The following is a 24549-nucleotide window of genomic DNA, read 5'->3' as shown; positions in this document are numbered from 1 at the left end:
CCGGTGGTCCCGCACCGGCCCCCCGACCGGATGGGGGGAAGGCGGAGGGGCCGCTTTCCCGCGGGCGTTGCGGCCCGCCGGAGAGTCCGGCGGGCCGCTCGACGCACCAGAGGGCTCAGACGACGATCACCGTGATCAGCGCGGCCAGGCCGAGCAGCGTCGGCGCGATCACCCACCAGCACCACCGCACGACGATCGGCCCGGCGGCGTCCGGACGGGAGGCGTTGCGTTCGGCCATCTCCTGGAGCACCGAGGTCACCTGGTCGGACCAGGCCCGGGTCGGGTCGGAGGAGCCCGCCACCGGCGAGCCGGCGGACGCGCCGCCACCGCCGCCGAAGACCATCCCCATCCGGGAGGTGTGCTCGGGGGCGCCGCCGCGGGCCCGGACCCGGTTGGCGCGCTTGCGCTGGCGCAACGACACCGGAACGGCCCACACCTGGAACTTCCTGCCCTCGGCGAGCAGCTCGACCGAGTACCCGGCGCGCAGCGCGTCCACCGCGGCCCACGGCGCGGTGATCGTGCGCCACGGGTTGCGCACCACCAGCCGCCGGTCGTTGGCCAGCACCGCCGGGCGCAGCGTGTAGGCGATCACCGGGAAGGCGAACACCGGCACGGCCGCGAGCGACACGGCGGGCGTCTTCCCGGTCCCGTTCAGGGCGGCGTCGCCGATCAGCCACGCCGCGACGGCCAGCAGCAGCACGCCGGAGATCACACCGGGAACCGAGCGGTACACGCGGTCCGCGTACCCGGGTTCCCCGTCGGGGGCGGCGGGGCCCTGGTGGGGCTTGCCGTCGGAATCGGTCATGCCGACGATTCTGCCCCATGCCTCCCGGGAAGAGGTCTCGGTAGGGCATCGGTTGCCGGGGAGGCTCCCGGCCCGCCCGCCGGCGGCTGCGCGCCCCCGAACGGCCCCGCGCGCCCCTCTCTCGCCCATGGCTCTCGCCCGGGCCGTCCCCTCTCCCCGCCCAAGCCGCCCCCATCCGCTCCCACCGCCACCGCGCGCCCCTCCCCCGCCCCCGAGATCTCGGTCCGGCCACGAAAGCAAGGCCCTCTAGCGGTCGACTACGCGCGTAGATATGCTGGTCTGGTGACTATGTCCACTGTTGCAGCCAATGCCCCCGGCGTTGCGGGCAGCGGCCTCGCGGACGTTGCGGCGTCCGAGGCCTCGCTCCGCCGCTTCCTGCACGGCCTGCCCGGCGTCGACCAGGTCGGCCTGGAGGCGCGTGCCGCCACCCTCGGTACCCGCTCGATCAAGACCACGGCGAAGGCCTACGCCATCGACCTGGCGATCTCGATGATCGACCTGACCACGCTGGAGGGCGCGGACACGGTCGGCAAGGTGCGCGCACTGTGCGCCAAGGGCAGGACCCCCGACCCCTCCGACCCGTCCACCCCCCGCGTGGCCGCCATCTGTGTCTACCCGGACATGGTCGCCACCGCGAAGGACGCCCTGCGGGGCACCGACATCCAGGTCGCCTCCGTCGCCACCGCCTTCCCGGCCGGCCGCGCGGCCCTCCCGGTGAAGCTCGCCGACACCGCCGACGCGGTCGCCGCCGGTGCCGACGAGATCGACATGGTGATCGACCGGGGCGCCTTCCTCTCCGGCCGCTACCTCGACGTCTTCAACGAGATCGTCGCCGTCAAGGAGGCGTGCAAGCGCGCCGACGGCAGCTACGCCCACCTCAAGGTCATCTTCGAGACCGGCGAGCTCCAGACGTACGACAACGTGCGCCGCGTCTCCTGGCTCGCGATGCTGGCCGGTGCCGACTTCATCAAGACCTCCACCGGCAAGGTCGCCGTCAACGCGACCCCGCCGGTCACCCTGCTGATGCTGGAGGCCGTGCGCGACTTCCGCGCGCAGACCGGCGTCCAGGTCGGCGTGAAGCCCGCCGGTGGCATCAAGACCACCAAGGACGCCATGAAGTACCTGGTGATGGTCAACGAGACCCTCGGCGACGACTGGCTGAGCCCGCACTGGTTCCGCTTCGGCGCCTCCAGCCTGCTCAACGACCTGCTGATGCAGCGCCAGAAGCTCGCCACCGGCCGCTACTCCGGCCCCGACTACGTGACGGTGGACTGATCACCATGGCCAAGAAGAAGAACATCGAGGAGCCGGTGAAGGCCTCCGGCCTCTTCGCCTACGCCCCGGCCCCCGAGTCCCCCGCCGCCGCGGGCGACATCGCCACCTCCTACGGCCACTTCATCGGCGGCGAGTTCGTCGACTCCTCCGGCAGCGAGGCGCTGAAGACGGTCAACCCGGCCACCGAGCAGGTGCTCGCCGAGTTCGCCCAGGGCACCGACGAGGACGTCGACCGCGCGGTCGCCGCCGCCCGCAAGGCGTTCGCCGACTGGTCGGCGCTGCCGGGCAGCGAGCGCGCCAAGTACCTGTTCCGGATCGCCCGGATCATCCAGGAGCGCAGCCGCGAGCTGGCCGTGCTGGAGTCGATCGACAACGGCAAGCCGATCCGCGAGACCCGCGACGTCGACCTGCCGCTGGTCGCCGCGCACTTCTTCTACTACGCGGGCTGGGCCGACAAGCTCGACTTCGCCGGCTACGGCCCGGCCCCGAAGCCGCTGGGCGTGGCCGGCCAGGTCATCCCGTGGAACTTCCCGCTGCTGATGCTGGCGTGGAAGATCGCGCCCGCCCTGGCGACCGGCAACACGGTCGTCCTGAAGCCGGCCGAGACCACCCCGCTGACCGCGCTGCGCTTCGCCGAGATCTGCCGCCAGGCCGGTCTGCCGAAGGGCGTCGTCAACATCGTCACCGGTGACGGCCGCACCGGCGCCGCGCTCACCGCGCACCCGGACGTCAACAAGGTCGCCTTCACCGGCTCGACCCCGGTCGGCCGGGCGATCGCCAAGCAGCTGGCCGGCACCCGCAAGAAGCTCTCGCTGGAGCTGGGCGGCAAGGCGGCCAACATCGTCTTCGACGACGCGCCGATCGACCAGGCCGTCGAGGGCATCGTCAACGGCATCTTCTTCAACCAGGGCCACGTCTGCTGTGCGGGTTCGCGCCTGCTGGTCCAGGAGTCGGTCCAGGACGAGCTGCTGGACGCCCTGAAGCGCCGGATGGGCACCCTGCGGGTCGGCGACCCGCTGGACAAGAACACCGACATCGGCGCCATCAACTCGGCCGAGCAGCTGGCCCGGATCACCGCGCTGACCGAGGCCGGCGAGGCCGAGGGCGCCGAGCGCTGGTCGCCGGCCTGCGAACTCCCGGGCACCGGCTTCTGGTTCAAGCCGACCCTGTTCACCGGCGTCAGCCAGGCCCACCGGATCGCCCAGGAGGAGATCTTCGGCCCGGTCCTGTCGGTGCTGACCTTCCGCACCCCCGAGGAGGCGGTCGCGAAGGCCAACAACACCCCGTACGGCCTCTCCGCCGGCATCTGGACGGAGAAGGGCTCGCGCATCCTCTGGATGGCCAACAGGCTCAAGGCCGGTGTGGTCTGGGCCAACACCTTCAACAAGTTCGACCCGACCTCGCCGTTCGGCGGCTTCAAGGAGTCGGGTTACGGCCGCGAGGGTGGCCGCCACGGTCTGGAGGCCTACCTCGATGTCTGATGTCGTTGCGCGTCTTGACGTCCTCAAGACCTACAAGCTGTACGTCGGCGGGAAGTTCCCGCGCTCCGAGAGCGGGCGGGTGTACGAGGTGACCGACGCAAAGGGCGAGTGGCTCGCCAACGCCCCGCTGGGCACCCGCAAGGACACCCGGGACGCCGTCCTGGCCGCCCGCGCGGCGGTCAAGGGCTGGGCCGGCACCACCGCGTACAACCGCGGCCAGGTGCTGTACCGGGTGGCCGAGATGCTGCAGGGCCGGCGCGAGCAGTTCGCCGCCGAGGTGGCCGTCTCCGAGGGCGTCGGCCCGAAGAAGGCCGCCGCGCTGGTGGACGCCGCGATCGACCGCTGGGTCTGGTACGCGGGCTGGACGGACAAGGTCGCCCAGATCGCGGGCGGCGCCAACCCGGTCGCCGGACCGTTCTTCAACCTGTCGACCCCCGAGCCGACCGGCGTGGTCGGGATCGTCGCCCCGCAGGCCGGGTACGGGCACTCGCTGCTCGGCCTGGTCTCGGTGATCGCCCCGGCGATCGCCACCGGCAACACGGTCGTGGTCGCCGCCGCCGCGGACGCCCCGCTGCCGGCCCTGTCGCTGGGCGAGGTGCTCGCCACCTCGGACGTCCCGGGCGGCGTGGTCAACATCATCTCGGGCCGCACCGCGGACATCGCGCCGACCCTGGCCTCGCACCAGGACGTCAACGCCGTGGACCTCACCGGCGCCATCGCGGCCGACGGTCCCGGCGCGGCGCCCGCCCTGGAGGCCGCCGCCGCGGATACCCTGAAGCGGGTGGTCCGTCCGGAGCTGGACCCGTTCGCCCAGGACTGGACCAATGCTCCCGGTACCGACCGGCTACTCTCCTTCCTGGAGACGAAGACGGTCTGGCACCCGATGGGGATCTGACTCTCCGTCGACATCGAGTAACAACTCCACAGACTGGCCGTCCCCAGTGCCCTCTCCCCCCCAGGGCCCGGACGGTCATAGGACGGACCCGCACCTCTCCCCCCCTGGTGCGGGTCCGTCGGCGTTCACGGCCGTGCCGGGGCCGCCCCCGCCGTCCGCCCGGCCGACGACTTTGGTCGCACCGGGACGATCCCTTCGGCGCTCCCGGCCCGGCCGGCCCGTCCGGACACTGGGAAGGGACGGCAGGACGGGAGAGGAGACCCGATGGGCGAGGTCCTGGGCGAGCTCATGGCGCTGTTCGCGGACGGTTTCGTCCGCCGGCTGCGGCTCGCCCGCACCCGGCGCCGGCTGGCCGCCGGACGGCCCGCCCGGATCCCCTGCTCGGCGCGCGTCGACCGCCCCGGCGAGGACGCGGGCTACGTCAACGGCCGGCTGCTGATCACCCCCGCCTCCGCGACCGTGACCTTCGCCTCATCCGCCCTGCGCCTGGAGCTCGCTGCCGGCGGCGAGTTCCACGAGCCCGAGCCCGAGGTCTGGCACGACCAGGACTGGGCGGCCACCGCCTACCGGCCGCCCGGGCCCGGCCCGTTGGTCTACCTCCAGACCGACACCGCCCACCTCCCGCTGCTGCACGCCGCGTTGGCCGCGCCGGCCGCGGCGGAACCGGTGTAGTCCGACCGGTTTCGGCATCGGGCCCGGATGCGTCAGACTGGTGTCCCGTGAGTGACGAGCCGCTGAACCCTGTGCCGACGACCCGCGCCCGGGTGGTCCTGCTGTCCGGCCCCTCCGGATCCGGGAAGTCCTCGCTCGCCGGCCGCAGCGGCCTGCCGGTGCTCCAGCTCGACGACTTCTACAAGGACGGCGACGACCCCACCCTGCCGCTGCTGCCCGACGGCGCGGTCGACTGGGACTCGCCGCTCGCCTGGCACCGCGACCAGGCCGTCGCCGCCATCCGTGACCTCCACGAGACCGGCCGCACCGAGGTGCCGGTGTACTCGATCCCGGACAACGGCCGCGTCGGCACCCGCACGCTCGACCTGGCCGGCGCCCCCGCGTTCATCGCCGAGGGCATCTTCGCCGCCGAGATCGCCGTCCGGTGCGCCGACGAGGGCCTGCTCGGCGACGCGCTGTGCCTGCGCAACGGCGCGCTCACCACGGCCTGGCGCCGGCTGCGCCGGGACGTCCGCGAGGGCCGCAAGTCGCTGCCGGTGCTGCTGCGCCGCGGCTGGCGGCTGATGCGCGCCGAGCGGTCCATCGTCGGCCGCCAGGTCGCCCTGGGCGCCCACCCGTGCGCCGGCCCGGAGGCCGTCCGCCGGATCACCGCGGCGGCCGGACAGCCGCAGCTCTCGTCCGTGTGACACCCGGGGTCGCCCTCGGACGACAGAACGACGGGCCCGGTGCGTCTCCCCCGCACCGGGCCCGTCGCGTTCGGACGGTCGTCGGGCTCCCCCGTGGACATCGCTCCCCCGAGCCGACGTCCGCAGTCCGTGACCGTCCTCTTCCCGTCCCCCGACGGGAGTCCCCTGTTACTCAGACGCTTCGAGCGTCCCTTCCCGTTACAGCCGTCACGCGACCAGTTCGCCGAACGCCCGCATGGTGTCGCCGGACTTGTTCAGGTGCTCGTCGTCGCGCAGGCGGCGCAGGGCGCGCCAGATGCTGCTCTTGACCGTGCCGACGCTGATCCCCAGCACGTCGGCGATCTCCGGGTCGGTCTTGCCCTCGTAGTACCGCAGCACCAGCATGGTCCGCTGGTTCTCCGGCAGCTTCGCCAGCGCCTGCCAGAGCACGGTGCGCAGCTCGGTGCCGCCCATCGCGTCGGTGTCGCCGGCCGTCTCCGGCAGCTCCTCGGTCGGGTACTCGTTGACCTTGCGGCGCCGCCAGGCGGAGATGTGCAGGTTGGTCATGGTGCGGCGGAGGTAGCCCCCGACCGCGGCCTTGTCGGTGATCCGGCCCCAGGCTCGGTAGGTGCTGAAGAGCGCGCTCTGCAGCAGGTCCTCGGCCTCGTAGCGGTCACCGGTCAGGTGGTACGCCGTGGCGTACAGGGAGGCGCGGCGCTCGCGCACGTACGCGGTGAACTCCGTGATGTGGTCCTCCGCGACGGCCGGGTGCTCCCCCTGCGCGTCTCCCTGTCCCGCCTCGGTGGTGCGCGCGGCGGCGGGGTTCAGCCGCAGCAGCGTCGCACCGGCGGCCTCGCGGCCGGTCGGCTCCCCCGAGCCGACCTTCCGCAGGCCGTTCCCCCCGTTGCCCCCCAGGGCGTCCTTGCCCTCGACGCGGACGGGGAGGATCCCCCGCAGCGTGAGGGTGTTGGCGGAGTCGACCGCACTCCCCATCCGGCCGATCCCGTACAGCTCCCCCGCCCTGCCCGCGCCGCTCACCCGGCGAGTGGCAGGATTCCCGGTGCTGTGTGCGCACCCCCGTACGGTGACGGCACCGGAGTTCTCGTCGGTCCTGATCTCGTACCGGGTCCGGTGGGTGGTCGCTGAGGAACGCGCGGTGCGGACAGCCGGGTTGGTCCGGGTCTGAAGCATGGCGTTCATCGTGCGCCCCCTTGGTTCGGTACGAGCGGGTTCCGGTTGCCGCCCTCCAGCGGCCCGGTTGGCCCGCTGTCCTGCGGCGACATGGAAAATCCTGCCCGGCGGTTGTGATGGCGCTGTCCGCCGACTGTCACAGGGGTGTCACAGGGGACGGGCCGAACGCCTCGGTCCGCCTCCCTCCTACCGGACGCCGGTGGCGCTCCTTCCGGTTCCCGAACGGACGGTGACCGGTCCGGGGGGTGATTCGCGGCTTCCGGTGGGCCAAAATGGGGCCGTGCCTTTCCTCCTACTGATCGAGGACGACGACGCCATCCGGACCGGCCTCGAACTCGCCCTCACCCGCCAGGGCCACCGTGTGGCCACCGCCGCCTCCGGCGAGGACGGTCTGAGGCTCTTCAAGGAGCAGCGGCCCGATCTGATCGTGCTGGACGTGATGCTGCCCGGAATCGACGGCTTCGAGGTCTGCCGCCGGATCCGCCGCACCGACCAGCTGCCGATCATCCTGCTGACCGCCCGGTCCGACGACATCGACGTCGTGGTCGGCCTGGAGTCCGGCGCCGACGACTACGTGGTCAAGCCGGTGCAGCCGCGCGTCCTGGACGCCCGGATCCGGGCCGTGCTGCGGCGCGGCGAACGGGAGAGCTCGGACTCCTCCGCGTACGGCAGCGTCGTGATCGACCGCGCCGCCATGACCGTCACCAAGGACGGGCAGGACCTCCAGCTCACCCCGACCGAGCTGCGGCTGCTGCTGGAACTCAGCCGCCGTCCCGGCCAGGCGCTCTCCCGCCAGCAGCTGCTGCGGCTGGTGTGGGAGCACGACTACCTGGGCGACTCCCGCCTGGTGGACGCGTGCGTGCAGCGCCTGCGGGCCAAGGTCGAGGACGTGCCGTCCGCGCCGACCCTGATCCGGACGGTGCGCGGGGTCGGCTACCGGCTGGACCCGCCGTCCTGAGCCGCGCCCTCCGTGCCCGCAAACTCCCGTACGACGACAGGCTCCTGTGACTGACCAACAGACGACGACCCGGCGCTTCGCCACGGGCAAGTGGCGCAGCCTGCGCTCGCTGCGGGTCCGGCTGATCGCGGTGTTCGCGGCGGTCGCGCTGCTCGCCGCCGTATCGGCCTCCGGCATCGCCTACTGGCTGAACCGCGACGCGGTGCTCAAGCGCGCCCAGGACACGGCCCTCAACGACTTCCGGGTCTCGCTCACCCGGAACGTCTCCGACCTGCCCATGGGCGCGAGCTGCCCGGAACTGGCCGCGCTCGCCACGAACGTCGCCAGCTCCGGGCTGAGTTACGACGTCGTCGTGGTCGACCCGGCGCGCCCGGAGTGCCCGGCCTCCTCCGACCCGGCGCACTTCACGCTCGCCGACGTGCCGGCCGCGCTGCAGTCCACCGTGGCCCGCCCGCGCGAGGTCACCGAGAGCAACCCGTACCCGTACCACCTGTACTGGCAGCGGCAGAACCTGGAGGGCCGGCCGTTCGTGATCGGCGGCACCAAGGTGGTGCCGAACGGGCCGACGGCGTACATGTTCAAGTCGCTGGAGAACGAGCGGGCCGACCTCAACACCCTGGGCTGGTCGCTGGCCATCGCCACCCTGCTGGCGCTGATCGGCTCGGCGCTGCTCGCGCAGGCCGCCTCGGCGACGGTGCTGCGGCCGGTCAAGCGGCTCGGCGACGCCGCCCTGGCGCTCGGCGAGGGCCGTCTGGACACCCGCCTCGAAGTCGAGGGCTCGGACGAACTCGCGGACCTCGCGCGGACGTTCAACCGCGCCGCGGAGTCGCTGCACGAGCAGGTCGAGGAGCTGAGCGCGCGCGAGGCGCAGAGCCGGCGGTTCGTCGCCGACATGTCGCACGAGCTGCGCACGCCGCTGACCGCGATGACGGCCGTCACCGACATCCTGGAGGACGAGGCCGAGTCGCTCGACCCGATGATCGAGCCGGCCGTCCGGCTCGTCGTCAGCGAGACCCGGCGGCTGTCCGACCTGGTGGAGAACCTGATGGAGGTGACCCGCTTCGACGCCGGCACCGCCAAGCTCGTCGCCGACGAGGTGGACGTCGCCGACCTGATCATGTCCTGCATCGACGGCCGGGCCTGGTACGACGCGGTCGAACTGGACGCCCCACGCGGCATCCTCGCCGTCGTGGACCCGCGGCGCCTCGACGTCGTCTTCGCCAACCTGATCGGCAACGCGCTCAAGCACGGCGGCTCGCCGGTGCGGGTCAAGGTCCGGGAGACCAATGGCTCGGTGGTCGTCGAGGTCTCGGACAGCGGCCCCGGCATCCCCGAGGACGTGCTGCCGCACGTCTTCGACCGCTTCTACAAGGCCGACCGCGGCCGGGCCCGCTCCGAGGGCAGCGGCCTCGGCCTGTCCATCGCGATGGCCAACGCACAGATCCACGGGGGAACGATCACGGCGGCGAACGGGGAGGTCGGGGCGGTGTTCACGCTGACGCTGCCACTGGCGCCGCCACCGCCGCCGTCCGCGGACGGGGCCGGCGACGGCACCGTCCGGGACGCCGTCGAGCACGAGGACGCCCAGTGAACCCCCCTGCCCCCACCGCCGTCCGGCCTCCCACCGCCCGACGGGCCGCCGGCGTACTGCTCCTGCTCGCGCTGGCCTCCGGCTGCGGGATCCGCCCGACCGCCGTCCCGGTGGACGCGGGCGCCCCCGCCAGCCGGACGGCCTGCCCGACCGCCCCGCACATACCGACCGCGCCGGCCACCCCGACCCCGGTCGCACCGAGCCCGCCCGCGGCCCGGAGCACCGCCAAGGCGGGCCCCGGCCCGTCGCCCAGCCCGGCCGGGCCGACCACCCCGCCGCAGGACAACGTGTTCAGCGCCGTGCCGACGGCGGCGGCGAACGCCTGCAAGTGACGGGTCCCGCCTGCTCGGGGCGGATCGGGGCGCGTGTCGGAATGTTCACGCCCGGCGTGGAACCGCCGCGCCACCGGCTCACGTCCTTCCCCCCGTGCAGCGAGATGGCACCAGGACACGCGACGAGCGTTCCGGCGCACGGACCGACACCGGGCCGGCGCCGGCCGTCCACCGTCCCCTGCGACAGGTCGGACTGGCGGGCCTCGCCCTCCACCTGTCGCTGGTCCTGTGGCTGGTCGTGCTCAGACCACTGCCGGTGGCCTGGGTCTACGACGCCAACCTCACGCCGCTGGCCTCCCTGCGCTCCTCCTCGGCCTGGCAGGTGGTCGGCGAGCTCGTCCTGCTGGCCCCGCTCGGCGTCCTGCTCCCGCTGGCCGGCGGACGGCCGCGCGCCCCGTGGCTGCCGTCCTTCCTGCGCACCACCGGCGTCTCCGCCCTGCTGGCCACCGGCCTGGAGTTCCTCTCCTCCTGGACGCCCGGGCACGTCCTCAACGTCGACCACATACTGCTCGCGGTGATCGGCGTCGCCGTGACGCATGTCGCCCTCGTCCCGGCGCTGCGGCGGCTGGTGCGGGAGCGGCGGCCTCGGGCCCGCGGGCCCGAGGGGGCGGCGGAGGGCGTTCCTCAGGCCGCGAAGGCGGCAAAGGCTGCGAAGGCCCCGAAGACCTCGAAGATGACCAGCCTGGTGAGCCCCCCGGTCGCCGCCGCGATCACTCCGGTCCCGGCCGCCCGGGCGTCGGCCGAGCCGGCTCCCTGAGCACCAGGCCGCCGACCTCGATCAGCCCGGCCCCGCGCGGCGCGGTCACGATCCGCGAGCCCCGGCCCTGCGTGACGGTCAGCGCCCGCCCGAGCCGCGCGGTCAGCAGCAGCGCCGCCGCGCCCGTCGCCTCGTCCTCGTCGATGCCGTCGTCGCGCCCGGGGAAGCCGCGCGCCCGGACCGTCCCTTCCGCCTCGTCCTGCCAGGCCCACGCGTAGACCCACTCGCCCGGCGGCGGCACCTCCAGCGCGTCCACCTCCGCCGCCGACCCGTACTGCCGCAGGGTGCGCGGCGGCGCCCAGTCGGCGCGCGCCTCGATCAGCGTCAGCCCGTCCTCCCGCCGGACGCCCACCTCGCCGGCGGGCGTCACGAGGCGGTCCACCCCGAGCAGCCAGCCCGTCCCGACGCACGGGTGCCCGGCGAACGGCAGCCGCAGCGTCGGCGTGTAGATGTCGATCACGCCCCGCACCGGGTCGTCGACGAACACCGTCTCGCTGAACCCGAGCTCCCGGGCCACCGCCTGCCGCTCGTCGCGGCCCGGCACCGACGCCCCGTCCCGCACCACGCCGAGAGCGTTCCCGCACTCCCCGCCGGGCCCGCAAAAGACCCGCAGCACCTCATAGTCAGTCATTTCCCCACCCTCTCAGCCGGATTACAGCAGAACACGACGACTCCGTGACGAAAGGCCCGAGACGGATGCCGGACGCCTCAAGTACCGTGCGCTCTCGTCCCCGACGGTTCACCGTTTCTCATTCCAGCCCACAGGATCCCGCGTTGAACAACCTCGACTTCGGCAACCACCCCCTGTTCTCCTGGTACGTCGCCCTGATGGCCGTCAGCGGCATCGCCATGGTGATCCTGGGGGCCATCAACGTCGGCGGCCAGAAGGGCGGTTGGCGGATCCTCAACATCCTCGCCGGTGCCGCGTTCGCCGGCTACGCCTACTACCTGGGCTTCGTCTTCGACGAGGACGTCTACCACATCTACTTCCAGGCCTTCATCCTGCCGGTCCTGCTGATCGCCGGCTCCGTGAAGGCCGTGGTCAACCGCCGCACCGCCCCGGCGGCCCCACAGCCGGCCCAGCCGCCGGCGCCGGCGGCCCACGACCCGAACGCCCAGCCGATCCAACCCTCCCCCGTCGCCCCGGCACCCCAGCCCGCCCAGCCCGCCCCGACCATCCCGACCATCCCGCCCGCCCGGCCCGTCGCGGACAACCCCTACGCCCAGCCCCAGCAGCCCCCACACACGAACTGACCCCCGCACCGGGGGTACCCGCCCGCGGGGACTCGGGGTGGACCCTGAGGGGGCCCCGACTCGCGGGTACGCCTCGCCGGTGAGACGCGGGGCGGGCGAATCGCCTGGTGGGCGGAGGATTCCGGGCCGGCGGCGGCGGAGCATGGAAGTGCGCCCGCCGGAGAGGCCGGACCGGGCACGACTCCACGGAGAGCACCATGAGCCCGCGCCTCGCCCGTCCCCGTCACAACCGCGTCATCGCCGGCGTCTGCGCCGGGATCGCCGAGCGCTTCGGCCTGTCGGCCTGGACGGTCCGGCTGATCTTCCTGGCCTCGTGCCTGCTGCCCGGCCCGCAGTTCCTGATCTACCTGGCGCTCTGGGTGCTGCTCCCCCAGGAGCCGTGACGCACGGCGACGGGCCGCGCACCACCGGGATCACCGGGGTGCGCGGCCCGTCGCCGTGCGGGTGGAACGGTCAGCCCAGGCCGCCCGGCAGGGCGCCGGTCAGCCCGCCGATGGGGGTCTTGTCGAGGCCGGGGATGCTCGGCACCGCGGCGCGCGTCTGGGTGACGCCGGCGACCGGAGCGGCCTCCGCGGGCGCGGCCGGAGCGGGGGCGGCCTGCCCGGCGCTCGGGGCCAGCGGGCCGAGGGTGCCGGTGACCTTGTCGCCGCCGGGCAGCTTGTTGGCGGTGTCGGTGACCGCGCCGGTGACCGCGGGGTTCTGCAGCGCCGTGGTGGGCAGCCCGACGCCGCCGGGCGCGGGGGCGTCCGCGGACGCGGTGCCGACGCCGACCGCTGCGATGGCGATGCCGAGCGCCGCGGTGCCGGCGGCCTTGAGAGCCTGCTTCATGAATTCGTCCCCTTGAGTCCTCGTCGGTGGCCGACGCGACACGCGGGAACGGACGGCCGAGCGTCCGCCACGGCCTGTCGGCGATGACTGGCACACCGTAGTGAGCCGGTCGTGCGAGGACCAAAAGGCGTTCACTCACCCGAGTGAGTAGTCGGATGAACGCCAACTGCCCTGCGAGGCAGCGGCGTTCATCCGGGACTCACCCCCAGGCCGCTCCGGACCCGATCAGCCCTGGCCGCCGCCCGTGCTGAACAGCCACTCGGCCTTGAGCTCGGCGTAGCCCGGCTTGATCACGTCGCTGATCATCGCGAGCCGCTCGTCGAACGGCAGGAACGCCGACTTCATCGCGTTCACCGTGAACCACTCCATGTCGCCCAGCGTGTAGCCGAAGGCGTCCACCAGGTGGCCGAACTCCTGGCTCATGCTGGTGCCGCTCATGAGGCGGTTGTCGGTGTTCACGGTGACCCGGAACTTCAGCCGGCTGAGCAGCCCGATCGGGTGCTCGGCGTACGAGACCGCGGCGGCCGTCTGGAGGTTGGAGGTCGGGCACATCTCCAGCGGGATGCGCTTGTCGCGCACGTACGCGGCCAGGCGGCCGAGCTCGACGCTGCCGTCCTCGTTCACCGTGATGTCGTCGACGATCCGCACGCCGTGGCCGAGCCGGTCGGCGCCGCAGCACTGCAGGGCCTCCCAGATCGACGGCAGGCCGAAGGCCTCGCCCGCGTGGATGGTGAAGTGGTTGTTCTCGCCCTTGAGGTAGTCGAAGGCGGCCTGGTGGCGGGTGGGGGGGTAGCCGGCCTCGGCGCCCGCGATGTCGAAGCCGACGACGCCCGAGTCCCGGTGGCGGTTGGCCAGCTCGGCGATCTCCTGCGAGCGGGCGGCGTGCCGCATCGCGGTGATCAGGGTGCCGATGCGGATGCGGTGGCCGGCCGCGCGGGCGTTGGCCTCGCCGAGGCGGAAGCCCTCCTGGACGGCCTCGACGACCTCGTCCAGGCTCAGGCCGGCCTCCAGGTGCTGCTCGGGGGCGTAGCGGACCTCGGCGTAGACGACGCCGTCGGCGGCCAGGTCCTCGGCGCAGTCCGCGGCGACCTTGATCAGGGCGTCCCGGGTCTGCATGACGGCGCAGGTGTGCGCGAACGTCTCCAGGTAGCGGACGAGCGAGCCGGAGTCGGCGGCCTCGCGGAACCACTCGCCGAGTTCCTTGGGGTCGGTGGTGGGAAGGCCCGCGTAGCCGACGGCGGCGGCCAGCTCGACGATGGTCTCCGGGCGCAGCCCGCCGTCGAGGTGGTCGTGCAGGAGCACCTTCGGCGCGCGGCGGATCTGGTCGGGGGTGGGGATGCGCGGGCCGGTGCCCGCGGTGGTGACAGGGATCTGCTTCTCCATTGCGGAAATATAGACCCTACGCGCGTAGACCCACCACTCCCCACACGGCCGGTTCGCCGAAAGTCCACCGGGAATTCCACCGCTCGGGTCAGTCCCGTCCCATATCCCGGGACAAAGCGAGATCGGCAACCCCCCCTCCCGCGGAGTTCGCCGCACCCCGCCCCGCGGTTCAGCGCGGGAATCCGCGGGTTTCAGTCGTGTTCGAGCAGCCGCCCGCGCCGCGACAGCACGAAGTCCCGGAACGCCCGCACCGGCGGCGTCAGCGGCCGCCCCGCCGCCCAGGCCAGCCCGATCGCCCGCCGGGTCCGCGGCGCCGTCACCTCCAGCTCCACCACCCCCGGCCGCGGCACCAGCGCCGGCGGCAGCAGCGCCACCCCGAGCCCGGCCGCCACCAGCCCGCGCAGCGTCTCCGCCTCCTCCCCCTCGAAGGCCAGCCGCGGCACGAACCCGGCCTCCGCGCAGAACCCGTCCGTGATCGCCCGCAGCCCGTACCCCTCCTCCAGCCCGACGAACGTCTCCTCCGCCACCTCCGCGAGCCGGATCCGCCGCCGCCCGGCCAGCCGGTGGTCCGCCTGGACAACCAGGTGCAGCCGCTGCTCGTCCAGCGGGCGGGCGGCGAAGGCCGGGTCGTCGGGCAGCGGTGCCACCAGGCACAGGTCCAGCTCACCGTCCAGCAGCCGCTCCAGCATCGCGCCGACGTAGTCCTGCACCAGCTGGAACCGCACCTGCGGGTGCGCCACCCGGAAGTCCCGCAGCAGCGCGGGGACGGCGTCCGTCCCCATCGTGTGCAGGAAGCCGAACGCCACCCGCCCGACCGACGGGTCCGCCTCCGCCCGGGCCGCCTCGGCGCCGCGCTCGACCTCGGCCAGCGCCCGCTCCACCGAGGCCAGCAGCAGCCGTCCCGCCCTGGTCAGCCGGACCGTCCGGCCCTGACGGGCCAGCAGCTCCACCCCCAGCTCCTCCTCCAGCCGCGCCACCGACCGCGACAGCGTCGGCTGCGGCATGCCGAGCGCCGCCGCCGCCTGCGTCACGTGCTCCAGCCGGGCCACGGCCGCGAACTGGGCCAGCCGCGGCGCCAGTTGGACGGCCGGCAGGCCGGGCCCCAGCTCGGCCGGCCGGTACCGGGGCTGCTCCGTGCCGTTCGCCGCTTCCTCCGCGGTCATCCCGCCACCATCCTCGACTCATGCGCCAGTGCATCGATCATCCCGTGTTCATGCATTGGACGCATCAACCCGGCAGGCCTAACGTCGACGTCATGCAGCCCGCCGATACCAGGGCATCCGTGCCCGCCCCGGATGCCTCCGCCGCCCGCGTCCCGACCCACGACGACCGCCACCGCCCCGGCCAGCGCGCGTTCCGCCGCGCCAACCTCGCCCTGTTCGCCGCCGGGGTCGCCACGTTCGTCCTGCTCTACTCCACCCAGGGCCTGCTGCCGGTCCTGTCCGCCGACCTCGACCTCACGCCCGGTCAGGCCAGCTGGACCGCCTCCGCCGCCACCCTCGGACTCGCCCTCGGACTCCTGCCCGCGAGCGCGCTGTCCGACCGGTACGGCCGCACCGCCGTGATGACGGCCTCCACGCTCGCCGCCTCCGCCCTCGCCCTCGCCCTGCCGTTCGCGCCCGACCTCACCACGCTCGTCGTCCTGCGCGTCCTCCAGGGCGCCGCCCTCGCCGGGCTCCCCGCCACGGCGATGGCCTACCTCGCCGAGGAGGTCCACCCGAGCGCGCTGGCCTCCGCGATGGGCCTGTACGTGGCCGGCAACAGCATCGGCGGCATGGGCGGCCGGCTGCTGTCCGGCTGGACCGCCGCCGCGTTCGGCTGGCGCTGGGGCCTCGCCGCCTCCGCCGTCCTCGCGCTGCTCGCGGTGCTCGCGTTCCGGCTGCTCATCCCCGCCGCCCGGCACTTCACCCCGGCCCCGGTGGACCCGCGCGCCCTCGCCCGGACCGTCGGACGGCACCTGCGCAACCCGCTGCTGGCCCGGCTGTACGCGCTCGGGCTGCTGTTCATGGCCGTGTTCGGCGCGGTCTACAACACCGTGGGCTACCGGCTGATCGGCGCCCCCTTCCACCTGCCGGAGTCGGTCGCCGCCTCGATCTTCGTCGTCTACCTGGTCGGCACCGGCACCTCGGCCGCCGCCGGCCGGCTCTCCGGCCGCCTGGGCCGGCGCGGCGCCCTCTACGTCTCCATCGGCGTGACGGCCGCCGGGCTCCTGCTGTCCCTGGCCGACTCCCTGGTCTGCGCCCTGCTCGGCCTGGTCCTGATCACCGCCGGCTTCTTCGCCGGCCACGCCACCGCCTCGTCCGCCGTCGGCCGCACCGCGACGGAGGGCCGCGCCCAGGCCTCCGCCCTCTACCTGATCGCCTACTACCTGGGCAACAGCCTCGGCGGCACGATCGGCGCCGACGCCTACCACGCCACCGGCTGGCCCGGCGCCGCCACCGTGGGCCTCACCGCGATGACCCTCGCCGCCACCGTCACCCTCTACGCCACCCGGCAGGCATGTACCACCCGCCGAGCAGTCCCGAGCTCTTGACAGTCGGCGCCGATAGACTCCGGAACATGAGCATCGATCCGGCTACGTACGCCCGGCTGCGGGAGATCGCCGACCAACTGCCCCAGATTCCGGGAATAGGGAAGATCGAAATCGCCGACGGCGCGATCGTGATGATGATGTCGCCGGTGAAGCGCCACGAACTCGCCGTGCTGCGCATCTCCCGACAGCTCAATGCCCAGTTGCCGGACACGAATCCCGGCCACATCGCCTACCACGGCGCGGATCTTGAGGACGCGGGGCTCGGCCAGCTACGCAACCCGGACGTGATGGTCTTCCCCGAAGCGACCCTGGAGGGGGAGCAGCCGGCAGTTCTCCCGCACGAGGTGCTGCTCGTCGTGGAGATCGTCTCCAAGTCCAACCCCGACAACGACTACCACAACAAAGTCCGCGACTACTCGGCCATGGGCATCCCGTTCTACCTGATCATCGATCCCCGCGACGGCACCGGCATCGTGCACTCGGAGCCCGGCTACGAGTCCCGCGAGAAGTTCAACTTCGGAGACAAGATCACCGTCGGCCCCTGGACCCTCGACACCAGCGGTCTGCTCACCTACGGCTGACACCCGCCCGACCTGCCGTAGGTTCCTTCGGTCAGTTCGTACGAACAGCAGCGGAATCCGCCACGGCCACCTTCCTCAAGACCGTCCTCGCCGCGGCCGAACAGTCGCCGCACAGCGGAGAACGAGAAGGGCCCTGGCGGCACCGCTCCGCCAGGGCCCTCCGCACGACTACGCGATGCGGTCGAGGACGATCGGGTTCGCGGTGAACGCGGTGCCCTCGGGGGCGACCTCGATGCCGCCGGCGAGGGCCTCGATGGCGTACTCGAAGCGCTCGGGGGTGTCGGTGTGCAGGGTCAGCAGCGGCTGACCGGCCACGACGGTGTCACCGGGCTTGGCGTGCATCTCGATGCCCGCGCCGGCCTGCACCGGGTCCTCCTTGCGGGCGCGGCCGGCGCCCAGGCGCCAGGCGCTGACGCCGACGGCGTACGCGTCGAGCGTGGTGAGCACGCCGGAGGCGGGGGCCGGGATGACGTGCTGCTCGCGGGCGACCGGCAGCGGCGCGTCGACGTCGCCGCCCTGGGCGGTGATCATGCGGCGCCAGTGGTCCATCGCCGAGCCGTCGCGCAGCGCGTCCGCCGGGTCCTTGCCGTGCACGCCGGCCGCGGCGAGCATCTCGCGGGCGAGCGCGAGGGTGAGCTCGACGACGTCGGCCGGGCCGCCGCCCGCCAGCACCTCGACCGACTCGCGGACCTCCAGCGCGTTGCCGGCGGTGAGGCCGAGCGGGGTCGACATGTCGGTGAGCAGGGCGACGGTGTTGACGCCGGCGGTGGTGCCGAGGCCGACCATGGTGCGGGCGAGCTCGCGGGCGTCGTCGAGGTTCTTCATGAACGCGCCGGAGCCGACCTTGACGTCGAGGACGAGCGCGCCGGTGCCCTCGGCGATCTTCTTGGACATGATCGAGGAGGCGATCAGCGGGATGGCCTCGACCGTGCCGGTGACGTCGCGCAGCGCGTACAGCTTCTTGTCGGCGGGCGCGAGGCCGTCGCCGGCGGCGCAGATGACGGCGCCGGCGCCGCGCAGGACGTCCATCATCTCGTCGTTGGAGAGCAGCGCGCGCCAGCCGGGGATGGACTCCAGCTTGTCGAGGGTGCCGCCGGTGTGGCCGAGGCCGCGGCCGGAGAGCTGCGGGACGGCGGCGCCGCAGGCGGCGACGAGCGGGGCGAGCGGGAGGGTGATCTTGTCGCCGACGCCGCCGGTGGAGTGCTTGTCGCTGGTGGGCAGCGGGAGCGAGGAGAAGTCCATCCGGACGCCGGAACGGATCATGGCCTCGGTCCAGCGGCTGATCTCGCGCGGCTTCATGCCGTTCAGCAGGATGGCCATGGCCAGGGCGGACATCTGCTCGTCGGCGACCTCGCCGCGGGTGTAGGCGTCGATGACCCAGTCGATCTGAGCGTCGCTCAGCTCTCCGCGGTCGCGCTTGGTCCTGATGACGGAGATGGCGTCCATGCGTGCTCCAAGAGGGGATTCAAAAAGCGAAGAGTGTCGCGAGATGACCGGGTTGCGGCCCACTCGCGACACTCTACGCGCGTAACAAATGCAGATGCTAGAGCCGCTCCGGCCCGAACGCGTCGGGCAGGACCTCGCTCATCGGCTTCACGCCGGAGGCCAGGTCGACCAGCAGGTCGGGCCCGCCGTGCTCGTACAGCAGCTGGCGGCAGCGCCCGCACGGCATGAGCAGCTCGCCGGAGCCGTCCACGCAGGTGAACGCGGTCAGCCGGCCGCCGCCACTGGCGTGCAGCGCGGACACCAGCCCGCACTCGGCGCACAGTCCGAGCCCGTACGAGGCGTTCTCGACGTTGCAGCCGGTGACCAGCCGCCCGTCGTCCACCAGCGCGGCCGCGCCGACCGGGAACTTGCTGTACGGCGCGTACGCGCGGGTCATGGCCTCGCGCGCGGCGTCGCGCAGCCGCTCCCAGTCGATCACGGGGGCCGTCACTTGCCCTGGCCCTTGCGGTAGATCTGGCCGTCCGCCTTCGGCATCCGCAGGCGCTGCGAGGCCAGCGAGAGCACCACGAGGGTGATCACGTACGGCGTCGCGACGATCAGCGGGCGCTGCACCTCGTCGGTCAGCGCGTACCAGGCGCCGAGGCCGCCGGCGACCACCAGCGAGATCACCACGGCGGTGTACTTGCGGCGGTACAGCTGCCACAGCGCGAGGAGGCCCATCGCGATGGAGACGGTCAGGATCAGCACGTGCACCGACTGCGGGTCACGCAGCTGGAGGCTGTCGGTGAAGCCGAACAGCCCGGCGCCCATGGAGAGCCCGCCCGGCATCCAGTTGCCGAAGATCATCGCCGCGAGGCCGATGAAGCCGCGGCCGTTGGTCTGGCCGTCCTTGTAGAAGTGCGCGGCGACCAGCGAGAGGTACGCGCCGCCGAGGCCCGCGAAGGCGCCGGAGGCCATGACCGCCAGGTACTTGTACTTGTAGACGTTGACGCCCAGCGACTCGGCCGCGGTCGGGTTCTCACCGCAGGAGCGCAGTCGCAGGCCGAACACCGTGCGCCAGAGCGCGAAGTAGCTGACCACGATCAGCGCACCGGCCAGGACCACGACCACCGAGATGTTGGTGACCATGCCGCCGACCACGCCGGCGACGTCCGAGACGAAGAACCAGTGGTGCTTCTCGATGCCGTCCAGCCAGGGCGACAGACCCGGGATGGTGATGTACGGCAGCGGGTCGGCCGGCGGGGACTGGTTGGCGCCGGCACCGACGGCGACGTAGTCCTTGTAGTAGATCCGGTTGACGTACGCGCAGATGCCGGGGATCAGCAGGTTGATGCCGACGCCGGAGACGATGTGGTCGACGCCGAAGGTCACGGTGATGACCGCGTGCAGCAGGCCGCCGAGGGCGCCGCCCGCCATGCCGGCCAGCAGGCCGACCCACGGGTTCACCAGGTAGCCGGCCCAGGCACCGCAGAAGGTGCCGGCGACCATCATGCCTTCGAGGCCGATGTTGACCACGCCGGCCCGCTCGGACCACAGACCGCCGAGACCGGCCATGCCGATCGGCACGGCGGCGCTGAGCGCGGCGGTGATCTGACCGGAGGAGGTCAGCGAGTGGTTGCCGGTGGCCATGCCCACGGCGGAGAAGAGCGCGAGGGCGCCGGCGATCAGCAGCAGCACGACCGGCCAGGACAGCTTGCGCTTCTTGGCGGGCGCACCGGGCGCCTTGGGACGAGCGGCAGCGGTGGCCGTGCTCATGCCGACACCTCCTTCTTCTCCGTGGCCGCGAGCTGGGCGGCGAGCTGGGCGCCGACCTTCTGCTGCTGGCGCTTCAGGCCGTAGCGGCGCACGAGCTCGTACGCGACGACGACGCAGATGACGATGGTGCCCTGCATGACCGCGACGATCTCGAACGGGAAGCCGCCGTTCAGCGGCAGCTGCGAGCCGGTGGCGTCCAGGAACGCGAACAGCAGCGCCGCGAAGGCCATGCCGAGCGGGCTGTTGCGGCCCAGCAGCGCGACCGAGATCCCGAGGAAGCCGAGACCGGCCTGGAAGCTCTGGCCGAAGTAGAACGAGTTCTGCAGCAGTTCGGGCAGGCCGATCAGACCGGCGATGGCGCCGGAGACGGCCATCGAGATCATGACCATCCGCTTGACGTTCACGCCCGACGCGGTCGCGGCGCTCTCCGAGCGGCCGGTGGCGCGCAGGTCGAAGCCGAAGCGGGTGCGGGTCAGCACGAACTGGAAGACCACGCCGACCAGGATCGCGATGAACAGGAAGCCCCAGAGGTCGCCGCCGGCCGTGTTGATCGAGAAGAAGTGGCTGGACTGCGAGACCGGGCTGGTCTGGATCGAGTTGCTGGTGCTGCTGACCTTCGGGGCGAAGATGCCCGGGACGAGGAGCAGACCGACGATCGCGATCGAGATGGCGTTCAGCATGATGGTCGCGATGACCTCGCTGACGCCGCGGAAGACCTTCAGCGCACCGGCGATCGCCGCGTACAGGCCACCGGCCAGCATGGCGGTGATCAGCAGCAGCGGGATCTGGATGAACGACGGCAGGTCGATCTGGCTGCCGACGTACGCCGTGAACAGCGCCGCGACGCGGTACTGGCCCTCGACGCCGATGTTGAACAGGTTCATCCGGAACCCGAACGCGGCGGCCGCGGCGGCCAGGTAGTAGGTGGTGGCCCGGTTGAGGATCGCCACCTGGCCGTCCGACTTGGTGGCGTACGTGATCATCACGTTCCACGCGTCGAACGGGTTCTTGCCCGAGGTCGCCAGCAGGATCGAGCAGATCGTCACCGAGAGCAGGACCGCGAGCACCGGCGCCGCCAGTGCGAACACGATCCGCTCACCGCTGATCCGCTGCGCCAGACTGCGCTTGGCGGCAGGGGGGTTGGGACTGGTCATGTGGGTTACTCCCCCGCCTCGGCGTCGTCGGCGGTGTCGGTGTGCGGGTGCGCGTCCTCGACCGTGGTGCCCTCGGCCGCGACGGCCTGCGCGGCGGCGACGGCCTCCGGGTCGGACTCCAGGTGGCCGCGGGCCGCACCGGTCATCGCGGTGCCCAGGTCCTCGGCGGTGACGGTGGCCGGGTCGGCGTCGGCGACCAGGCGGCCGCGGTAGATGACCCGGATGGTGTCGGAGAGGCCGATGAGCTCGTCCAGGTCGGCAGAGATCAGCAGCACGGCCAGGCCGTTGCGCTGCGCGACCCGGATGTGCTCCCAGATCTGCGCCTGCGCGCCGACGTCCACGCCGCGGGTGGGGTGCGCGGCGATCAGCAGCTTGGGCTCGTGGGCCATCTCGCGGCCGATGATCAGCTTCTGCTGGTTGCCGCCGGAGAGGGAGGCCGCGGTGACCTCGATGCCCGGGGTGCGGACGTCGAACTCCCGGACGATGCGCCAGGTGTCCTGCCGGGCCCCGGCCGGGTCGAGCAGCGGGCCGTTGGAGTTCGGCTTCTCGGTGACGTGACCGAGGATCCGGTTCTCCCAGAGCGGGGCCTCCAGCAGCAGGCCGTGGCGGTGGCGGTCCTCGGGGATGTAGCCGATGCCGGCCTCGCGACGGGCGCGGGTGAGGCTGCCGGACAGGTCCTTGCCGTCGAGGGTGACGGTGCCAGCGTCCAGCGGGAGCATGCCCATGATGGCCTCGACCAGTTCGGCCTGGCCGTTGCCCTCGACACCGGCGATGCCGAGGACCTCGCCCTTGCGGATGGTCAGCGAGATGTCGTCGAGGACGACGCGCTCGATGCCCTCGGCGTCGGTCTTGGCGATCCGCAGGCCCTGGACGTCCAGCATCTCGGTGCTGGTGACGGTCGACTCGCGGCTCTCCGGGGAGGGCAGCTCGGCGCCGACCATCATCTCGGCGAGCTGGCGGGCGGTCACGGACTTCGGGTCCGCGTCGCCGACCGTGGTGCCGCGGCGGATGACGCTGATCGCGTCGGCGACCGCGAGCACCTCGTGCAGCTTGTGCGAGATGAAGATGACGGTGACGCCCTCGGACTTCAGCTCCCGCAGGTTGTCGAACAGCGCGTCGACCTCCTGCGGGACGAGGACGGCGGTGGGCTCGTCGAGGATCAGGATCCGGGCGCCGCGGTAGAGCACCTTGAGGATCTCGACGCGCTGGCGGTCGGCGACGCCGAGGTCCTCGACCAGCGCGTCCGGGCGCACGCCCAGGCCGTACTGGTCGGAGATCTCCTTGATCTTCGCCTTGGCCTTGGCGCCGATGCCGTAGAGGCTCTCGCCGCCGAGGACGACGTTCTCCCACACCGTGAGGTTGTCGGCGAGCATGAAGTGCTGGTGCACCATGCCGATGCCGCGGGCGATGGCGTCGCCCGGGGAATTGAACTCGCACTGCTCGCCGTTGATCGCGATGGTGCCCTCGTCCGGCTTCTGCATGCCGTAGAGGATCTTCATCAGCGTCGACTTGCCGGCGCCGTTCTCGCCCATGAGGGCGTGCACGGTGCCACCGCGGACGGTGAGGTTGATGTCGTGGTTGGCCACGACTCCGGGGAAGCGCTTGGTGATACCGCGCAGTTCGACGGCCGTAGTCGCCGTCCCCGCGCTGGGGGTTCCGTCCTTGCGCAGGGGGACGGGGTCGGATGCGGTGATGGCGATCTCCTGGTGGTCTGGAGGCGCGTCGTTGCGCTGGGAGGGCCAAAAGGGGGGAACGGGGAAGTGAGGGGGGACGGAAGGGGGCCCGGGGGTACGCGTTGAGCGCACCCTGCCGGGCCCCTCCCGTGTTGCTGTGCCCATCATCGCGCTGCCGGGCAGGCGGCAGCCGCTACGACGTCCGGGCCGCGCGGCGCCTTACTGGGCGGGCGCGGTCGGGACGGTGGTGGCGCCGGTCTTGATCGCGTTGGCGGCGGCGTCCAGCTGGGTCTTGATGTCGTCGATCTTGCCACCGGTGGTGGCGAGCTGGACACCGTCGGCCTTCAGGTCGAAGAGCTTGGTGCCGGTGAACGGGGCACCCTGCTTGACCGACTGGATGTACGAGAACACCGCGTTGTCGACGTTCTTCACCATCGAGGTGAGGATGCTGTTCTTGTACTTCGCCAGGGCCGGCTGGGTGGCCTGGTCGGAGTCGACGCCGATGGCCAGGGCGCCCTGCTTGTTGGCGACGGCCTCGATGGCGCCGTTGCCGGAGGAGCCGGCGGCGGAGTAGATGACGTCCGCGCCCTTGTCGAGCTGGCCCTGCGCGGCCTCCTTGCCCTTGTCGGGCGAGGCGAAGCCGGAGAAGTCCGGGGGCGTGGTGAGGTAGGTGACCTCGACCGGCATCTGCGGGTCGACGGACTTGACGCCCGCGCGGTAACCGGCCTCGAACTTCTTGATCAGCTCGGTCTGCACACCACCGATGAAGCCGACGTGCTTGGTCTTGGTCTTCAGCGCGGCGGCCACACCGGCGAGGTAGGAGCCCTCCTGCTCGGCGAAGACCAGCGAGGTGACGTTGGCCGGCTGGGCGTCGTCGTGCGAGTCGATGATCGCGAACTTGACGTCCGGGTTGTCCTTGGCGATCTTGTTGACGGCCGGCTGGTACACGAACCCGACCGCGATGACGGTCTTGTAACCGGCGTCGATCAGGTTCTTGAGGCGGGTCTCCTTGTCCGCCTCGGCCTCGCCGGCCTTGGCCTCGGCCTCGGTGACCGAGACGCCGAGGTCGGACTTGGCCTTGTCGAGACCGCGGGCGGCGGAGTCGTTGAACGACTGGTCGCCACGGCCGCCGATGTCGTAGGCCATACCGACCTTGAGGCCGCCGTCGGAGGACGAGCCGGAGGAGGTGTTGTCAGTGCTCTTTGCGCCGCAAGCGGCGAGCGAGGCCATGCCCAGGGAACCCGAGAGCACAACCGCGGCGAGCTTCATTGAACGGCGCAAGGGAGTTTCTCCTTCTCACACGCACCCGATTAGCGTGGT

25 protein-coding genes are annotated in these 24549 nt (G+C 72.3%); 13 read left to right on the top strand and 12 right to left on the bottom strand.

Features of this window, described 5'->3' with window-relative positions:
- Positions 1 to 115: 115 nt before the first annotated feature.
- Positions 116 to 805, bottom strand: a complete 690-nt coding sequence (locus tag ACFV4G_RS11775) for a PH domain-containing protein (protein ID WP_380439082.1) — start codon at positions 803 to 805, stop codon at positions 116 to 118.
- 288 nt (positions 806 to 1093) lie between these two features.
- Between ACFV4G_RS11775 and deoC the strand changes: the two genes are divergently transcribed.
- The 5 genes from deoC to ACFV4G_RS11750 all read left to right on the top strand — a co-directional run bounded on the left by deoC (position 1094) and on the right by ACFV4G_RS11750 (position 5814).
- Positions 1094 to 2080: a deoxyribose-phosphate aldolase gene (gene deoC / locus ACFV4G_RS11770; protein ID WP_329927569.1), complete on the top strand. Its 987-nt coding sequence runs from the start codon at positions 1094 to 1096 to the stop codon at positions 2078 to 2080.
- 5 nt (positions 2081 to 2085) lie between these two features.
- Positions 2086 to 3561, top strand: a complete 1476-nt coding sequence (locus ACFV4G_RS11765; RefSeq protein WP_380439080.1) for an aldehyde dehydrogenase family protein — start codon at positions 2086 to 2088, stop codon at positions 3559 to 3561.
- Positions 3554 to 4456: an aldehyde dehydrogenase family protein gene (locus tag ACFV4G_RS11760; RefSeq protein ID WP_380439078.1), complete on the top strand. Its 903-nt coding sequence runs from the start codon at positions 3554 to 3556 to the stop codon at positions 4454 to 4456. Before ACFV4G_RS11765 ends, ACFV4G_RS11760 begins: the two co-directional genes overlap by 8 nt.
- Before the next feature lie 264 nt (positions 4457 to 4720).
- Complete coding sequence (locus ACFV4G_RS11755) at positions 4721 to 5128, top strand: hypothetical protein (protein WP_380439076.1); 408 nt, start codon at positions 4721 to 4723, stop codon at positions 5126 to 5128.
- Positions 5129 to 5175: 47 nt separating this feature from the next.
- The gene (locus tag ACFV4G_RS11750) at positions 5176 to 5814 is read left to right on the top strand and encodes an ATP-binding protein (protein ID WP_380439074.1); all 639 of its coding nucleotides are present in this window, start codon (positions 5176 to 5178) and stop codon (positions 5812 to 5814) included.
- 207 nt (positions 5815 to 6021) lie between these two features.
- Here ACFV4G_RS11750 and ACFV4G_RS11745 read toward each other — a convergent pair whose 3' ends face one another.
- Complete coding sequence (locus ACFV4G_RS11745; protein ID WP_380439108.1) at positions 6022 to 6984, bottom strand: SigE family RNA polymerase sigma factor; 963 nt, start codon at positions 6982 to 6984, stop codon at positions 6022 to 6024.
- Positions 6985 to 7264: 280 nt separating this feature from the next.
- Here ACFV4G_RS11745 and ACFV4G_RS11740 point away from each other — a divergent pair, with 280 nt between their 5' ends.
- The 4 genes from ACFV4G_RS11740 to ACFV4G_RS11725 all read left to right on the top strand — a co-directional run bounded on the left by ACFV4G_RS11740 (position 7265) and on the right by ACFV4G_RS11725 (position 10622).
- Positions 7265 to 7942, top strand: coding sequence for a response regulator (locus ACFV4G_RS11740; RefSeq protein ID WP_188308557.1), 678 nt, complete (start codon positions 7265 to 7267; stop codon positions 7940 to 7942).
- Between the two features lie 46 nt (positions 7943 to 7988).
- Positions 7989 to 9533, top strand: a complete 1545-nt coding sequence (locus ACFV4G_RS11735) for a sensor histidine kinase (RefSeq protein ID WP_380439072.1) — start codon at positions 7989 to 7991, stop codon at positions 9531 to 9533.
- Positions 9530 to 9865 (top strand): hypothetical protein, encoded by a 336-nt coding sequence (locus ACFV4G_RS11730; protein WP_380439070.1) that lies wholly within the window; start codon positions 9530 to 9532, stop codon positions 9863 to 9865. The genes ACFV4G_RS11735 and ACFV4G_RS11730 overlap by 4 nt, the downstream gene beginning before the upstream one ends.
- A gap of 94 nt (positions 9866 to 9959) precedes the next feature.
- Complete coding sequence (locus tag ACFV4G_RS11725; RefSeq protein ID WP_380439068.1) at positions 9960 to 10622, top strand: VanZ family protein; 663 nt, start codon at positions 9960 to 9962, stop codon at positions 10620 to 10622.
- Here ACFV4G_RS11725 and ACFV4G_RS11720 read toward each other — a convergent pair.
- The gene (locus ACFV4G_RS11720) at positions 10576 to 11253 is read right to left on the bottom strand and encodes a PhzF family phenazine biosynthesis protein (RefSeq protein WP_380439066.1); all 678 of its coding nucleotides are present in this window, start codon (positions 11251 to 11253) and stop codon (positions 10576 to 10578) included. The two genes, ACFV4G_RS11725 and ACFV4G_RS11720, sit on opposite strands and share 47 nt — an antisense overlap.
- 143 nt (positions 11254 to 11396) lie before the next feature.
- Here ACFV4G_RS11720 and ACFV4G_RS11715 point away from each other — a divergent pair, with 143 nt between their 5' ends.
- Complete coding sequence (locus ACFV4G_RS11715; RefSeq protein ID WP_380439064.1) at positions 11397 to 11876, top strand: hypothetical protein; 480 nt, start codon at positions 11397 to 11399, stop codon at positions 11874 to 11876.
- Between the two features lie 197 nt (positions 11877 to 12073).
- Positions 12074 to 12259, top strand: coding sequence for a PspC domain-containing protein (locus ACFV4G_RS11710; RefSeq protein WP_359972893.1), 186 nt, complete (start codon positions 12074 to 12076; stop codon positions 12257 to 12259).
- Between the two features lie 70 nt (positions 12260 to 12329).
- On the opposite strand, the gene ACFV4G_RS11705 is transcribed toward ACFV4G_RS11710, so the two are convergent.
- The 3 genes from ACFV4G_RS11705 to ACFV4G_RS11695 form a co-directional block, all read right to left on the bottom strand.
- Positions 12330 to 12704, bottom strand: coding sequence for an ATP-binding protein (locus ACFV4G_RS11705; protein ID WP_380439062.1), 375 nt, complete (start codon positions 12702 to 12704; stop codon positions 12330 to 12332).
- Positions 12705 to 12929: 225 nt separating this feature from the next.
- Positions 12930 to 14087 carry an adenosine deaminase gene (locus ACFV4G_RS11700; protein ID WP_380439060.1) on the bottom strand — a complete coding sequence of 386 codons (1158 nt, stop codon included), beginning with the start codon at positions 14085 to 14087 and terminating at the stop codon, positions 12930 to 12932.
- Between the two features lie 191 nt (positions 14088 to 14278).
- Entirely contained in the window at positions 14279 to 15250 is a 972-nt protein-coding gene (locus ACFV4G_RS11695; RefSeq protein WP_380439058.1) for a LysR family transcriptional regulator, read from the bottom strand.
- A 92-nt stretch (positions 15251 to 15342) separates the two neighbouring features.
- On the opposite strand from ACFV4G_RS11695, the gene ACFV4G_RS11690 reads away from it, so the two are divergent.
- Entirely contained in the window at positions 15343 to 16620 is a 1278-nt protein-coding gene (locus tag ACFV4G_RS11690) for an MFS transporter (RefSeq protein WP_380439056.1), read from the top strand.
- A 26-nt stretch (positions 16621 to 16646) separates the two neighbouring features.
- Complete coding sequence (locus ACFV4G_RS11685) at positions 16647 to 17201, top strand: Uma2 family endonuclease (RefSeq protein WP_380439054.1); 555 nt, start codon at positions 16647 to 16649, stop codon at positions 17199 to 17201.
- Between the two features lie 168 nt (positions 17202 to 17369).
- Here the strand turns inward: ACFV4G_RS11685 and ACFV4G_RS11680 are convergent, their stop codons facing one another.
- The 6 genes from ACFV4G_RS11680 to ACFV4G_RS11655 all read right to left on the bottom strand — a co-directional run bounded on the left by ACFV4G_RS11680 (position 17370) and on the right by ACFV4G_RS11655 (position 24510).
- A complete protein-coding gene (locus ACFV4G_RS11680; RefSeq protein ID WP_380439052.1) occupies positions 17370 to 18647 on the bottom strand; it encodes a thymidine phosphorylase in 1278 nt (425 codons plus the stop codon).
- Between the two features lie 97 nt (positions 18648 to 18744).
- Positions 18745 to 19137 carry a cytidine deaminase gene (locus ACFV4G_RS11675; protein WP_380439050.1) on the bottom strand — a complete coding sequence of 131 codons (393 nt, stop codon included), beginning with the start codon at positions 19135 to 19137 and terminating at the stop codon, positions 18745 to 18747.
- The gene (locus ACFV4G_RS11670; protein ID WP_380439048.1) at positions 19134 to 20402 is read right to left on the bottom strand and encodes an ABC transporter permease; all 1269 of its coding nucleotides are present in this window, start codon (positions 20400 to 20402) and stop codon (positions 19134 to 19136) included. Before ACFV4G_RS11670 ends, ACFV4G_RS11675 begins: the two co-directional genes overlap by 4 nt.
- Positions 20399 to 21556, bottom strand: a complete 1158-nt coding sequence (locus ACFV4G_RS11665) for an ABC transporter permease (protein WP_380439046.1) — start codon at positions 21554 to 21556, stop codon at positions 20399 to 20401. Before ACFV4G_RS11665 ends, ACFV4G_RS11670 begins: the two co-directional genes overlap by 4 nt.
- Before the next feature lie 5 nt (positions 21557 to 21561).
- Complete coding sequence (locus ACFV4G_RS11660) at positions 21562 to 23142, bottom strand: ABC transporter ATP-binding protein (RefSeq protein ID WP_380439043.1); 1581 nt, start codon at positions 23140 to 23142, stop codon at positions 21562 to 21564.
- A gap of 306 nt (positions 23143 to 23448) precedes the next feature.
- Entirely contained in the window at positions 23449 to 24510 is a 1062-nt protein-coding gene (locus ACFV4G_RS11655) for a BMP family protein (protein ID WP_380439042.1), read from the bottom strand.
- Positions 24511 to 24549 lie beyond the last annotated feature (39 nt).

This window comes from Kitasatospora sp. NPDC059747 (genome assembly GCF_042732955.1).
Classification (GTDB): Bacteria; Actinomycetota; Actinomycetes; order Streptomycetales; family Streptomycetaceae; genus Kitasatospora.
This window is presented reverse-complemented; position numbering and strand designations above follow the sequence as displayed.

Excerpts from the sequence above, each read along its gene's own strand:
- ACFV4G_RS11775 (WP_380439082.1), bottom strand. The coding sequence starts at position 805 with ATGACCGATTCCGACGGCAAGCCCCACCAGGGCCCCGCCGCCCCCGAC.
- deoC (WP_329927569.1), top strand. The coding sequence starts at position 1,094 with ATGTCCACTGTTGCAGCCAATGCCCCCGGCGTTGCGGGCAGCGGCCTC.
- ACFV4G_RS11765 (WP_380439080.1), top strand. The coding sequence starts at position 2,086 with ATGGCCAAGAAGAAGAACATCGAGGAGCCGGTGAAGGCCTCCGGCCTC.
- ACFV4G_RS11760 (WP_380439078.1), top strand. The coding sequence starts at position 3,554 with ATGTCTGATGTCGTTGCGCGTCTTGACGTCCTCAAGACCTACAAGCTG.
- ACFV4G_RS11755 (WP_380439076.1), top strand. The coding sequence starts at position 4,721 with ATGGGCGAGGTCCTGGGCGAGCTCATGGCGCTGTTCGCGGACGGTTTC.
- ACFV4G_RS11745 (WP_380439108.1), bottom strand. The coding sequence starts at position 6,984 with ATGCTTCAGACCCGGACCAACCCGGCTGTCCGCACCGCGCGTTCCTCA.
- ACFV4G_RS11720 (WP_380439066.1), bottom strand. The coding sequence starts at position 11,253 with ATGACTGACTATGAGGTGCTGCGGGTCTTTTGCGGGCCCGGCGGGGAG.
- ACFV4G_RS11710 (WP_359972893.1), top strand. The coding sequence starts at position 12,074 with ATGAGCCCGCGCCTCGCCCGTCCCCGTCACAACCGCGTCATCGCCGGC.
- ACFV4G_RS11705 (WP_380439062.1), bottom strand. The coding sequence starts at position 12,704 with ATGAAGCAGGCTCTCAAGGCCGCCGGCACCGCGGCGCTCGGCATCGCC.
- ACFV4G_RS11700 (WP_380439060.1), bottom strand. The coding sequence starts at position 14,087 with ATGGAGAAGCAGATCCCTGTCACCACCGCGGGCACCGGCCCGCGCATC.
- ACFV4G_RS11695 (WP_380439058.1), bottom strand. The coding sequence starts at position 15,250 with ATGACCGCGGAGGAAGCGGCGAACGGCACGGAGCAGCCCCGGTACCGG.
- ACFV4G_RS11690 (WP_380439056.1), top strand. The coding sequence starts at position 15,343 with ATGCAGCCCGCCGATACCAGGGCATCCGTGCCCGCCCCGGATGCCTCC.
- ACFV4G_RS11685 (WP_380439054.1), top strand. The coding sequence starts at position 16,647 with ATGAGCATCGATCCGGCTACGTACGCCCGGCTGCGGGAGATCGCCGAC.
- ACFV4G_RS11680 (WP_380439052.1), bottom strand. The coding sequence starts at position 18,647 with ATGGACGCCATCTCCGTCATCAGGACCAAGCGCGACCGCGGAGAGCTG.
- ACFV4G_RS11670 (WP_380439048.1), bottom strand. The coding sequence starts at position 20,402 with ATGAGCACGGCCACCGCTGCCGCTCGTCCCAAGGCGCCCGGTGCGCCC.
- ACFV4G_RS11665 (WP_380439046.1), bottom strand. The coding sequence starts at position 21,556 with ATGACCAGTCCCAACCCCCCTGCCGCCAAGCGCAGTCTGGCGCAGCGG.